This window comes from Micromonospora sp. NPDC005367, from assembly GCF_040606825.1.
GTDB lineage: Bacteria > Actinomycetota > Actinomycetes > Mycobacteriales > Micromonosporaceae > Micromonospora.
On record NZ_JBEXFP010000019.1, the window covers coordinates 62,124 to 73,718 of the forward strand.

At 74.2% G+C, this 11,595-nt stretch carries 14 protein-coding genes; 13 read left to right on the top strand and 1 reads right to left on the bottom strand.

Annotated elements, in window-relative coordinates; all coding sequences use genetic code 11:
• Window positions 1-2: 2 nt before the first annotated feature.
• The 6 genes from ABZS42_RS15940 to ABZS42_RS15965 all read left to right on the top strand — a co-directional run bounded on the left by ABZS42_RS15940 (window position 3) and on the right by ABZS42_RS15965 (window position 5,823).
• Window positions 3-422 carry a TraR/DksA C4-type zinc finger protein gene (locus ABZS42_RS15940; RefSeq protein WP_355145786.1) on the top strand — a complete coding sequence of 140 codons (420 nt, stop codon included), beginning with the start codon at window positions 3-5 and terminating at the stop codon, window positions 420-422.
• Between the two features lie 61 nt (window positions 423-483).
• Complete coding sequence (gene lspA, locus ABZS42_RS15945; protein WP_355145788.1) at window positions 484-1,095, top strand: signal peptidase II; 612 nt, start codon at window positions 484-486, stop codon at window positions 1,093-1,095.
• Window positions 1,092-2,036 carry an RluA family pseudouridine synthase gene (locus ABZS42_RS15950; protein WP_355145790.1) on the top strand — a complete coding sequence of 315 codons (945 nt, stop codon included), beginning with the start codon at window positions 1,092-1,094 and terminating at the stop codon, window positions 2,034-2,036. The genes lspA and ABZS42_RS15950 overlap by 4 nt, the downstream gene beginning before the upstream one ends.
• Before the next feature lie 42 nt (window positions 2,037-2,078).
• Entirely contained in the window at window positions 2,079-3,128 is a 1,050-nt protein-coding gene (locus ABZS42_RS15955; protein ID WP_355145792.1) for a hypothetical protein, read from the top strand.
• A 74-nt stretch (window positions 3,129-3,202) separates the two neighbouring features.
• On the top strand, window positions 3,203-4,804 hold the full coding sequence (locus ABZS42_RS15960) for an AAA family ATPase (RefSeq protein WP_355145889.1): 1,602 nt from the start codon (window positions 3,203-3,205) through the stop codon (window positions 4,802-4,804).
• Between the two features lie 56 nt (window positions 4,805-4,860).
• A complete protein-coding gene (locus tag ABZS42_RS15965; protein ID WP_355145794.1) occupies window positions 4,861-5,823 on the top strand; it encodes a DUF2567 domain-containing protein in 963 nt (320 codons plus the stop codon).
• On the opposite strand, the gene ABZS42_RS15970 is transcribed toward ABZS42_RS15965, so the two are convergent.
• Window positions 5,738-6,442 carry an LON peptidase substrate-binding domain-containing protein gene (locus tag ABZS42_RS15970; protein WP_355145796.1) on the bottom strand — a complete coding sequence of 235 codons (705 nt, stop codon included), beginning with the start codon at window positions 6,440-6,442 and terminating at the stop codon, window positions 5,738-5,740. The two genes, ABZS42_RS15965 and ABZS42_RS15970, sit on opposite strands and share 86 nt — an antisense overlap.
• 107 nt (window positions 6,443-6,549) lie before the next feature.
• Between ABZS42_RS15970 and hisD the strand changes: the two genes are divergently transcribed.
• Genes hisD through priA form a run of 7 tightly spaced genes read left to right on the top strand, consistent with a single transcriptional unit; the run spans window position 6,550 to window position 11,592 of the window.
• Window positions 6,550-7,872, top strand: coding sequence for a histidinol dehydrogenase (gene hisD / locus ABZS42_RS15975; protein ID WP_355145798.1), 1,323 nt, complete (start codon window positions 6,550-6,552; stop codon window positions 7,870-7,872).
• Window positions 7,873-7,924: 52 nt separating this feature from the next.
• Window positions 7,925-8,995, top strand: a complete 1,071-nt coding sequence (locus tag ABZS42_RS15980) for a histidinol-phosphate transaminase (RefSeq protein ID WP_355145800.1) — start codon at window positions 7,925-7,927, stop codon at window positions 8,993-8,995.
• A gap of 34 nt (window positions 8,996-9,029) precedes the next feature.
• Complete coding sequence (hisB, locus tag ABZS42_RS15985; protein ID WP_355145802.1) at window positions 9,030-9,641, top strand: imidazoleglycerol-phosphate dehydratase HisB; 612 nt, start codon at window positions 9,030-9,032, stop codon at window positions 9,639-9,641.
• Window positions 9,642-9,687: 46 nt separating this feature from the next.
• Window positions 9,688-9,861 carry a hypothetical protein gene (locus tag ABZS42_RS15990; RefSeq protein ID WP_355145804.1) on the top strand — a complete coding sequence of 58 codons (174 nt, stop codon included), beginning with the start codon at window positions 9,688-9,690 and terminating at the stop codon, window positions 9,859-9,861.
• On the top strand, window positions 9,858-10,484 hold the full coding sequence (gene hisH, locus ABZS42_RS15995; protein ID WP_355145806.1) for an imidazole glycerol phosphate synthase subunit HisH: 627 nt from the start codon (window positions 9,858-9,860) through the stop codon (window positions 10,482-10,484). The genes ABZS42_RS15990 and hisH overlap by 4 nt, the downstream gene beginning before the upstream one ends.
• Window positions 10,485-10,527: 43 nt before the next feature.
• Window positions 10,528-10,851, top strand: coding sequence for a hypothetical protein (locus ABZS42_RS16000; protein ID WP_355145808.1), 324 nt, complete (start codon window positions 10,528-10,530; stop codon window positions 10,849-10,851).
• A 15-nt stretch (window positions 10,852-10,866) separates the two neighbouring features.
• The gene (gene priA / locus ABZS42_RS16005; protein WP_355145810.1) at window positions 10,867-11,592 is read left to right on the top strand and encodes a bifunctional 1-(5-phosphoribosyl)-5-((5-phosphoribosylamino)methylideneamino)imidazole-4-carboxamide isomerase/phosphoribosylanthranilate isomerase PriA; all 726 of its coding nucleotides are present in this window, start codon (window positions 10,867-10,869) and stop codon (window positions 11,590-11,592) included.
• Window positions 11,593-11,595 lie beyond the last annotated feature (3 nt).

Here is an 11,595-nt window from a genome sequence, read left to right on the forward strand (position 1 = left end):
CCATGGCGAAGCCAGCCGAGACCAGGACCGCCGGCCGCAAGGCGGTGGCGAAGCCCACCCGCAGCGCCGCGGAGACCGAGAAGATCCGGGCGGCTCTGGCGGCGCGGCGGGATGAGCTCCGTGCCGAGTACGATCAGACGCTGAGCGAGATCACCGAGCTGCAGCGCGACCGGCTGACCGACTCGGCCGGGGACGACCAGGCCGACACCGGCACCAAGACGTTCGAGCGGGAGCAGGAGATCTCTCTCGCCAACAGCATCCTGGAACGGATCACGCAGGTCGAACGGGCGCTGGAGCGGCTCGACAAGGGCAGCTACGGCTGGTGCGAGCGGTGCGGCAACCCGATCCCGGTGGAGCGGCTCGCCGCCTTCCCGTCGGCGACCCTCTGCGTGACCTGCAAGCAGCTGGAGGAGCGGCGCTGAGGTCCGCTCCCCGGCGGCGAAGAAGACGGTGAGCGATCACCGCCGAGTCGATGGGGAGCAGATGAGCGCAGCACCGTCCGCCGGGTCCGGCAGCGACGAACCGGCCCACCGCCGGGCCCGGCCAGGAGCAGTCGCCATCCTCGTCGGCACGGCGCTGGTCGCCCTACTGATCGACCTGCTCACCAAACACCTCGCGTTGGCACACCTCACCGGCCGGGAGCCGCTGCGGCTGCTCGGCGGGTTCATCTACCTCAACCTGATCCGCAACAGCGGAGCCGCCTGGAGCATCGGCTCCGACCACACCTGGGTCTTCCCGCTGATCACCATCGCGGTGGTCGGCTGGATCGTCTGGATGGCGCTGCGGCTGCGCTCGGTTCCCTGGGCGATCTCGCTCGGTCTCGTGCTGGGCGGGGCCCTCGGCAACCTGACGGACCGGATCTTCCGCGCCCCCGGTCACTTCGTCGGCCACGTGGTTGACATGATCAGCGTCTTCGGCCCGTTCGGCGAGTACTTTCCGGTGTTCAACCTGGCGGACAGCTCGCTGGTCTGCGGCGTCGTGCTCGCCGTGCTGTTGGAACTGACCGGCCGCCAGCGTGACGGCGGCCGGGCCGGCCGTGGCGACCGCCCGAGCGCCGACCCGGCGACCATCACCGAGCAGCGGGAGCGAGCATGACCTCGGCATTCGTGGGAGGCGGCGGCCAGCGTTCGCTGCCGGTGCCGGACGGCCTCGACGGCATGCGACTGGACCAGGCGGTGTCCCGGCTCTTCGGCCTGTCCCGTACCGCCGCCGCGGCCCTGGTGGACGCCGGGGACGCGCTCGTCGACGGCGTGACCCGCCCCAACTCACACAAGGTCAAGGCCGGCTCGTGGCTGGAGGTGACCCTGCCGGCCCCGCCCGCGCCGCCGACCGTGGTGCCACAGGCGGCGCCCGGCCTGCGGGTGATCTACGCCGACGACGACATCGTGGTGGTGGACAAGCCGGTGGGCGTCGCCGCTCACCCGAGCCCCGGCTGGACCGGTCCCACCGTGATCGGAGCGCTGGCCGCGATCGGCCACCGCATCTCCACCAGCGGCGCGGCCGAACGGCAGGGCGTGGTGCACCGCCTGGACGTGGGCACCACGGGAGTCATGGTGGTCGCCAAGAGCGAGCAGGCGTACACCGCGTTGAAGCGGGCGTTCAAGTACCGCGACGTGGAGAAGCGCTACCACGCCGTGGTGCAGGGGCATCTGGATCCGCTGCGCGGCACGATCGACGCCCCGATCGACCGGCACCCCACCCACGACTACCGGTGGGCAGTGGTCTCGGGCGGCAAGCCGAGCATCACCCACTACGACACCCTCGAGGCGTTCCCGGCCGCCAGCCTGGTCGACGTCCGGCTGGAGACCGGTCGTACCCACCAGATCCGGGTGCACTTCTCCACCCTGCGTCACCCCTGCGTCGGCGACCTCACCTACGGCGCGGACCCGACCCTGTCCGCCCGGCTCCGGCTCGACCGGCAGTGGCTGCACGCCCGCGAACTGAGCTTCATGCACCCCCGTACGGGGGAAGAGGTTCGCTTCGTCAGCGACTACCCTGACGACCTGGAACGCGCGCTCCGGATCCTGCGCGACTGAGCGGCGGCCCGCCCGACACCGACCGACGAGGGGAACCCGCCCGTGCGTGCCGGCGACCTGCTGCGCCAGATCGACCAGCGACTCCTGCCGCTGCTGAGCCGGATGGTGGCGCGGCTCGGCGAGGCCTCGTCCCGGTCGCGGGTGCTCACCGGCACGGCGCTGCTGTCGGTGACGGCGGTGCTGCTCGCCGCCGTCTGGGCCGCGGACGACGGCCCGGTCGGGGATTCGACCGTCGGCGAGGTGACCCGGGTCGGGGTGGTCGACGGCGACTCCGTGCCGGGCTACCTGCGCGCCGCGGCCGCCGACCTGGCCGCGCTGCCGGCGCCCTCCGCGACCCCCGCCGACGGCACGTACGCGTTGGTCTCCCTGGACAACTACCTGCCCCCACAGGGCCTGGACGCGGTGTTGCGCGACGTGTCGGTCTCGGCGGTGTTCGGGCGGGTGCCGCTGCCCGGCCGGCAGACCGAGATCGTCCGGATACCGGCGCAACGAGTCCCCGACGACGTTCTCGCCGCGATGACCGAGCTGGCTGACCGCAAGGAGCGGGAGGCCGCCGACTACCGGGCGCGGGCCGCCGCGACGACCGACGACGCCGAGTTGCGTCAGGTCTACGCCAGCGGCGCCGAGGTGGCCGCCGCGGAGGCGAACGCCTACCGCGCCGGGTGCGCCTGCGTGTACGCGGCGGTGGTGCGGGCAGAACCGGCGACGCTACGTGCCGTGGCGTCCCGGCGCGCCGTCCGGGCGGTCGATCCGGCGCCGGAGGTGCGCCGGCTGGACCGGACGGTGTTCACCCCGCCGCTGCCCGAACAGCGCGACGTGGTCCGTCCGCCGGCCGATGCCGCGCTGCCCGAGCAGACGACCTCGCCCTCGCAGAGTCCGTCGGCGGTGTCGCCCAGCCCGACGGCGCGCGAGTCGTCGGAGCCGGCGCCCACCGTCACCGATCCGTCACCCACGCCGGAGCAGAAGCGGTCCTCGGCTCCGCCGCCGACGGTCACCACCTCGCCAGAAGAGTCCGACGAGTCCGGCGAGTCTGTCGATTCCGGCGAGTCCGGCGAGTCCGGCGAGCGGACGGTGCAGCCGATCGAACCATGATCGTGCCGCTGGAACGTGCGCGGGGCGGTGTGTTCCGAATAGGGTTTGCTTCGTAGCCTGTCGGGCGGAGATCGATCGCGCTGGGAGGGCGAGCCGTGGAGGGCAGCGAGACCGGCTGGGGCCGGCCGGCCGAACCAGCGCCGCGGTGGCGGGCGCTGCTCGACCGTGCCCGCCTGGCCGGTAGAGGGGCTGAACAGCCCGAGCCCGACCGGCGGGTCGAGGACCCACTACCGCCGCCGAGGCCGCTCACGCCGCCGGAGCCGCATGCCGCGCCGGAGCCGTTGCCGCGACGGGCCGCGCACAACGGCTACGCCGGGCGGGCGCCCGCCGCGGGCCAGCCCGAGCGGACCTACGGCGGCCAGCCCGGTGAGCGGACGTACGGCGCGGATCCCGGCTACCGGGCGGAGGGGACCTACCGCGCCGATCCGTCGTACCGGGCGGAGCCGGCGTACCGCCCGGATCCCGGACATCCCGGCGAGCCGGCGTACCGCCCGGATCCCGGACATCCCGGCGAGCCGGCGTATCGCCCGGATCTCGGACATCCCGGCGAGGCGGCGTACCGCCCGGACCCCGGACATCCGGCCGAGCCGGCGTACCGGGTGCCGGAGCAGCGTCGGCCGGAACCGCCCGAGTCGCGTTACACGCTGCTCGACAACGGCTACCGGTCCGAGTCGCGGCCGGCGGAATCCCGCTACGCCCTGCTCGACAACGGCTACCGCTCGGAGGCGGGTTACCCGGCCCCGCCGGCGCCGCCCGCCACCCCGCCGGCCCCCGTCCCGCCCGCGCCCCCGGCGCTCGCGCCGCCACCGGCTGCCGCCGACCGGACCTACTCGGCGCGGGCCGAGTGGCGGCCACCGGCACCCGACCCGGAGGTGGAACGGGCCAGAGCGGTACTGCGCCGGGAGTTCGGCTCGCCGCGGGTCATCGCCTTCGCCAACCCCAAGGGCGGGGTGCACAAGACGACGGCCACCGTGCTCGCCGCCGCGACGGTCGGCAGCGTGCGCGGGCGGGGCGTACTGGCCTGGGACGACAACGAGCTGCGCGGCACGCTGGGGCTGCGCGCCGGCAGCGCCCGCCACGCCCGGACCATCCGGCACCTGATCACCGAACTCGCGCAGATCGAGATCCTCGAGGGGGACACGCTGCTCGACCGCCTCGACGACTTCCTGCGGCACGCCTCCGACGGCTCGTACGACGTGCTGGCGGGGGAGGAGAGCCCGCGGTTCGCCCAGCGGCTCGACCAGTTCACCGTGCGGCGGGTGCTGGAGCTGCTGCGGCGCACCCACGAGGTGGTCTGTGTGGACACCGGCAACAACGTGGAAAGTCCCAACTGGCGCACCGTGATGCAGGCGGCCGACCAGCTCGTGGTCACCACCGTGCCGCGGGAGGACGCGGCGTTCAGCGCGGACTGGATGCTCGACCTGCTGCACGAGGTCGGCATGGGCGAACTGGCCGAGAACGCGGTCACCCTCATCTCCTGCCCGACCCCGGGTCGTTCGCAGCTGCAGGACGACCTGGAGCGGCACTTCGCCAGCCGGACCCGTGCCGTCGCCGTGGTGCCGTACGACCCGGCGCTGGAGACCGGATCCTCGATCGAGTACGCCCAGCTCCAACCGGAGACCCGTCAGGCCTGGCTGCGCGCCGCCGCGGTCATGCTGGAGCCGTTCGCCCGGTGAGGGGGACTGCCGCCACCGGCGCCCCCGCCGGTTCGCCCGCCTGAGAGGATCATCGGGTGAGTCCGGACACCCCCGACCCCGACCGTCCCGTCGTCCGCCCCGACGAGCCCGAGCACGCCGACCCGGCCGTAACCGGAGCCGACCCGCGTCCCGGGAATCCCGCGGGCGCGGACCCGCACGCCGCGCGGACCTTGCGAGCCGCGCCGGGCGGCAACCCCGCCACCGGTGGCGGCCCGGCGTCGACCGCCGCTCGGCCGTCCCCCGAAGCCGACCCGATCGGCGCGCAGCCCGGTACCGGGCAGACGGTGCCGGCGACCGGAGGCCCATCGGCCCCCCGTCCGGCCGCCGCCGAGTCCGACAAGGCGACGGTGACCGACACGCCAGGGCGGGCCTGGGCCGGCGCCGTCGGCGCGGGGCTGGCGCTGGCGGTGCTCGGCGCGCCGCTCGGGCTGCTCTGGGCGGCCGTCACCCCGGGCACCCCGGTGATCAAGGCACCGCTGGGCGCCGTCTACGCCGAGCCGCAGCCGGAGCAGCCGATCGCCGCGGACGGCTGGTTCAGCCTGCTCGGGCTCGGCTTCGGGGTGCTGGCCGCAGTGGCGCTCTGGTTCGTACTGCGCCGGCGGCGCGGCCCGGTCGGGCTGGCCAGCGCCGTGCTCGGCGCCTTCGCCGCCGCGGTGGTGGCCTGGCAGGTGGGACGGCGGATCGGACTGGCCGAGTTCGACCGGCTGCTGGCCACCGCACCGGAGGGACAGGCCTTCAGCAAGCCGGCCGACCTGCGAGCCGGCGGGATCGACTGGCTCTTCGGCGTGCTGCCGGTGCCGCACGGCAACCTGCTGCTGCCGGCGTTCGGCGCGGCCGTCACGTACACCCTGCTCGCCGGCTGGTCCCGCTGGCCGTCGCTGCGCCCCGAGCCGCAGCCCGACCCGGCCGCGCTCAGTTGGGTGTCGGCGGCGACGCCAGCTCCCCCAACGGCACCGGAACCGCCCGCACCTGGCGCAGCAGAGCCGCCTCGCGGTTGAGCAGCCGCAGCTCGGCGCGGAGCCGGGCCGCGGTGTCGTCGACGGCGAGCAGCCGCTGCCGGTCCTCGACGGTGAGCGCGGCCGTGGCGGCGACCAGGTGGGACAGCACCGTCGGATCCTCCGGAAGCTGCTCGGAGAGATCCTGCTGGTCCGGCCGGATCAACCCGAGGTACTGCCGGAACACGGAGATCACCCGGGCGGCCAGCAGTTCGGCGGCCTCGTCGGCGCCGCCGGGCTCGGGGAGCCACTCCACCTCGGCGGTCAGGTAGGGGGCCGCGCTCCGGTCCACCTCCGCGATCCGGAAGCGGCGCCGGCCGACCGTGACGATGTCGAAGCCCCCGTCGGGCAGTTCGGTGACCTGCCGCAGATCCGCGGTGCAGCCCACCTCGTGCAGGGTCACCTCGCCGCCGCCGGGCAGCGGTCGGCCGTCGGGCGCGGTCGCCGCGACCTCCCAGCCGGCCTGGATCGCCACCACACCGAACTCGCGCGGAACGCCCTCGGGCAGCTCCACCAGATGCCGGACCAGAGCGCGGTAACGCTCCTCGAAGATGTGCAGCGGGAGGACCAGACCGGGGAAGAGCACCGTCCCCAACGGGAACACCGGCAACCGCGCAGTCACGCCGTCGAGCCTAGCCCGATCCGGCGTCGGCGGCGTGTCCCGGCTCACCGTCCCGCCGTACGGGCGCTGCCGGTCGACCCGCTGACCGGCCGCCTAGACTCGCAAGGGTGTTGAATCGGATCGACCTGCGCGGCGGCGTCCCTGATCCGCGCCGCCTCCTGCCCCGTGCCCAACTCGACGTGTCGGTCGCCGTCGAGCGGATCCGGCCGGTCGTGGAGGCGGTACGGGAGCATGGGTACGCGGCGATCCGGGAGGCGAGCGAGCGCTTCGACGGGGTCAGCCCCGAGGTGCTGCGGGTGCCCGCCGAGGTGATCGCCGCCGCGGAGGACACCCTCGATCCGGAGGTACGCGCCGCGCTGCTGGAGTCGATCCGCCGAGCCCGCCGGGTGCACGCCGACCAGCGGCGTACCGACCACACCACCCAGGTGGTGCCGGGCGGCACGGTGACCGAGCGCTGGGTGCCGGTCGAACGGGTCGGCCTCTACGTCCCCGGGGGCCTCGCGATGTACCCGTCGACAGTCGTCATGAACGTGGTGCCCGCCCAGGAGGCCGGGGTCCGTTCGCTGGTGGTGGTGAGCCCCCCGCAGAAGGACAACGACGGCCTGCCCGATCCGCGGGTGCTCGCCGCGTGCGCGCTGCTCGGCGTGGACGAGGTCTACGCCGTCGGCGGCGCCCAGGCGGTGGCGATGCTCGCGTACGGGGCGAGCGTGGACGCCGAGGGGAGCGCACGCTGCGAGCCGGTCGACATGATCACCGGTCCGGGCAACATCTGGGTCACCGCCGCCAAGCGGCTGCTGCGCGGCGTGGTCGGCATCGACGCCGAGGCAGGTCCCACCGAGATCGCCATCCTGGCCGACGACACCGCCGATCCGGCGCACGTGGCCGCCGACCTGATCAGCCAGGCCGAGCACGATCCCCTCGCGGCCAGCGTCCTGGTCACGCCGTCGGTCGGCCTGGTCGAGGCGGTCGAGCGGGAACTGGCGCGGCAGGTGCCGGCGACCAAGCACACGGAGCGGGTCACCACCGCGCTGACCGGCGAGCAGAGCGGGGCGGTGCTCGTCGACGACCTCGACGCCGGGCTGCGGGTGGTCGACGCGTACGCCGCCGAGCACCTGGAGATCCAGACGCGGGACGCCCGCGAGTGGGCGCTGCGGGTACGCAACGCCGGGGCGATCTTCGTGGGCTCGTGGTCGCCGGTGTCGCTCGGCGACTACTGCGCCGGCTCCAACCACGTGCTTCCCACGGGTGGCTGCGCCCGGCACTCCTCCGGCCTGTCGGTGCAGTCGTTCCTGCGCGGTATCCACCTGGTCGAGTACTCGCAGGACGCGTTGCGTGAGGTCGCCCCGCACGTGGTCACCCTGGCGACGGTGGAGGACCTGCCGGCGCACGGCCAGGCGGTCCGCACCCGCTTCCCCGGGGCGCTGTCGTGACCGGCCGGCCGACCCCGCGGGCGCAGACCGACGTGCGGCGCGAGGTGGTTGCGTGACCACCCTCGACGACCTGCCGATCCGCGACGACCTGCGCGGGCGCACTCCATACGGCGCGCCGCAGCTGGACGTGCCGGTGCGGCTGAACACCAACGAGAACTCCTACCCGGTGCCCGAGCCGGTGGTCGAGGCGATCGGCAAGGCGCTCGCCGCCGAGCTACGCGACCTCAACCGCTACCCGGACCGGGACGCGGTGGCCCTCCGCGCCGACCTGGCGGGCTACCTGGGGTACGGGCTCACGGTCGACAAGGTCTGGGCGGCCAACGGCTCCAACGAGATCCAGCAGCAGCTGCTCCAGGCGTTCGGCGGACCGGGGCGCAGCGCGCTCGGCTTCGTCCCGGCGTACTCGATGCATCCGCTGCTCGCGCTCGGCACCGGCACCCGCTGGGTGCCCGCGCGGCGCGGCGTCGATTTCGGGCTGACCGCCGAGGACGCGGTGACGCAGATCCGTGAGCACGCCCCGGACGTGATCTTCCTCTGCTCCCCGAACAACCCCACCGGCACGGCGCTCGACCCGGCAGTGATCGGCGCTGTGCTCGACGCCGCGCCGGGGATGGTGATCGTCGACGAGGCGTACGCCGAGTTCGCCCGCCCCGGCACGGTGAGCGCCCTCGCGGTGCTGCCCGACCACCCCCGGTTGGTGGTGACCCGGACGATGAGCAAGGCGTTCGGGTTCGCCGGCGGCCGGCTGGGTTACCTCGCCGCCGATCCGGCGGTGGTGCAGGCGGTGCAGCTGGTGCGGTTGCCGTACCACCTCTCGGCGCTCACCCAGGCGGCGGCTCGCGCGGCGCTGGCCCACCGCGACGCCCTGCTCGGCACGGTGACGGCCATCAAGGAGCAGCGGGACCGGATCGTCGCCGAGTTGCGCGCCCGCGGCCTGCGGGTCGCCGACAGCGACGCCAACTTCGTGCTCTTCGCCGTCGGCGGTGACCAGACGGTGGCCTGGCGGGCGCTGCTGGACCAGGGCGTGCTGGTCCGGGACGTCGGGCTGCCCGGGTGGCTGCGGGTCACCGCGGGCACGCCCGTCGAGACCGATGCCTTCCTCACCGCCATGGACAAGCTGTAGTGGGCGCGTCAGCCCCGCGACCGAGAGGCGAGCAATGAGCCGCACCGCACGGGTCGAGCGGATCACCAAGGAGACCAAGGTTCTCGTCGAGATCGAGCTCGACGGCACCGGCAAGGCCGACATCGAGACCGGCGTCGGCTTCTACGACCACATGCTCAACCAGATCGCCCGGCACGGCGGCTTCGACCTGACCGTGCACACGGTCGGTGATCTCGAGATCGACGCGCACCACACCATGGAGGACACCGCTCTCGCCCTCGGCACGGCCCTCGACCGGGCGCTGGGCGACAAGGCCGGCATCCGGCGGTACGGCTCGGCCACCGTGCCGATGGACGAGGTGCTGGTCCGGGCCGCGGTCGACCTCTCCGGCCGGCCGTACGTGCTGCACGACGAGCCGGCGCTCGCGCCGTACATCGGTCCGGTCTACCCGACCAGCATGACCCGGCACATCTGGGAGTCGTTCGGCCAGGCGGCCCGGATCACGCTGCACGTGGACGTGTTGCGGGCGGCCCGGCCCGGTGGACACCCGGACGCGCACCACGTGGTGGAGGCGCAGTTCAAGGCGGTGGCGCGGGCGTTGCGCGAGGCCACCGCCGTCGACCCCCGGTCGGCCGGGGCGGTACCGAGCACGAAGGGGGCGCTCTGATGAGCGTGCGGAACGTGGCGCGGCGGCGTACGGGCGGGTGGCTGCGGTGAACGCGGTCCTGCCGATCCTGTTGCTGGTGCTGGCCGGCGTGCTGGTGGGCGGCGTCTGGTCGCTGTACCGGCAGGGCGCGCCCCGGGGCGCGGTGGTGCTGACCGCCGTGCTCGCGGTGATCGCCACGGCGGGTGGAGTGTTGTGGTTGCTGCCGGGGGCCGGTCAGTGAGCAACCCGGACGTGGTGGTGCTCGACTACGGGTCGGGCAACCTGCGGTCGGCCGAACGCGCCCTGGCCGCCGCCGGGGCGACGGTACGGGTGACCGACGACCTGTCGGCAGCCGCGGGCGCGGCCGGGTTGGTGGTGCCCGGCGTCGGCGCGTTCGCGGCGTGCATGGCCGGTATCGAGGGGCTCGGAGCCGGCCCGGTCATCGCCGACCGGGTGGCCGCCGGCCGTCCGGTGCTCGGCATCTGCGTCGGGATGCAGGTGCTCTTCGAGCACGGCGAGGAGCACGGCGTGGTCACCAAGGGGCTCGGGCTGCTGCCCGGCGCGGTGACGAAGCTTCCCGCGACCCGGCTGCCGCACATGGGCTGGAACACCGTCCGCCCGCCCGCGTCGTCGGCGCTCTTGACCGGCCTGCCGCCGGAGAGCCGGTTCTACTTCGTCCACTCGTACGCGGTCACCGAGGCGGGTGCGCTGGCCTCGGCCGGCGCCACCGTCACCACCGCCCACCACGGCGCCGATTTCGTGGCGGCCGTCGAACGTGGTTCGCTCTCCGCTGCCCAGTTCCACCCGGAGAAGTCGGCCGACACCGGGGCCAGGCTGCTGCGCAACTGGCTGGCCACGCTGTGAGCGCGGTCGAGCCGACGCCCGCCGCGGCCGGGCGGGGTGCGGCGTGAGCAAGGAACGTGCCCGCCGGCGGGCGGTGCGCGAGGCCGAGCTGGCCCGGGAACGCGCCGTCCGCCGGCGTCGGGTGGCCCGCCGGGAGCGTCGGCGGATGCTGGTGCGCCGGCTCACGCCGCAGTTGCGTCGGCGCAGCGCCGGCCGCCTGGCGCGGCACAGCCGTACCGAGCGCGCCGGGATCGTGCTGCTCACCCTGGCGTCGCTGATCCTGATCTGGTCCCTCGTGGACGACCTGGCGTTGCGCATCGCGCTGGTCGTGCTGCTGCTGCTCGTATTGCCGGCGATCGTGGTGATCGCCCTGGACCGTCGTACCTGACGCTAGGAGAAGACGTTGAGCCTCACCCTCTTGCCCGCCGTGGACGTCGCCGACGGTCGGGCCGTCCGCCTCGTGCAGGGCGCCGCCGGCAGCGAGACCAGCTACGGCGACCCGCTGGAGGCGGCGCTGGCCTGGCAACGTGACGGTGCGGAGTGGATCCACCTGGTCGACCTCGACGCCGCGTTCGGCCGCGGGTCCAACGCCCACCTGCTCGCCGAGGTGGTCCGCCAGCTCGACGTCAAGGTCGAGCTCTCCGGCGGCATCCGCGACGACGAGTCTCTGCTCGCCGCGCTGGGCACCGGAGCGGCCCGGGTCAACATCGGCACCGCCGCGCTGGAGGATCCGGCCTGGTGCGACCGGATCGTCGGCGAGTACGGCGACCGGGTCGCGATCGGGCTGGACGTTCGTGGTCGTACGCTCTCCGCCCGCGGCTGGACCCGTGACGGCGGCGACCTCTTCGAGGTGCTGGAGCGGCTCGACAAGGCAGGTGCCGCGCGGTACGTGGTCACCGACATCACCAAGGACGGCACGATGCGCGGGCCGAACCTGGAGCTGCTGCGGGAGGTCTGCGGCCGGACCGACGCGCCGGTGATCGCCTCCGGGGGTGTCTCCACGCTGGACGATCTGCGCGCGCTGGCGGTGCTCGAGCCGATCGGGGTGGAAGGTGTGATCGCCGGCAAGGCGCTCTACGCGGGGGCGTTCACCGTGGCGCAGGCGCTCGAGACGCTGGCCACCGCCTGAGAG

Bases quoted from the DNA above. Each gene is read 5' to 3' on its own strand.
- ABZS42_RS15940 (WP_355145786.1), top strand. From the start codon at position 3: ATGGCGAAGCCAGCCGAGACCAGGACCGCCGGCCGCAAGGCGGTGGCG.
- lspA (WP_355145788.1), top strand. From the start codon at position 484: ATGAGCGCAGCACCGTCCGCCGGGTCCGGCAGCGACGAACCGGCCCAC.
- hisB (WP_355145802.1), top strand. From the start codon at position 9,030: ATGAGCCGCACCGCACGGGTCGAGCGGATCACCAAGGAGACCAAGGTT.
- ABZS42_RS15950 (WP_355145790.1), top strand. From the start codon at position 1,092: ATGACCTCGGCATTCGTGGGAGGCGGCGGCCAGCGTTCGCTGCCGGTG.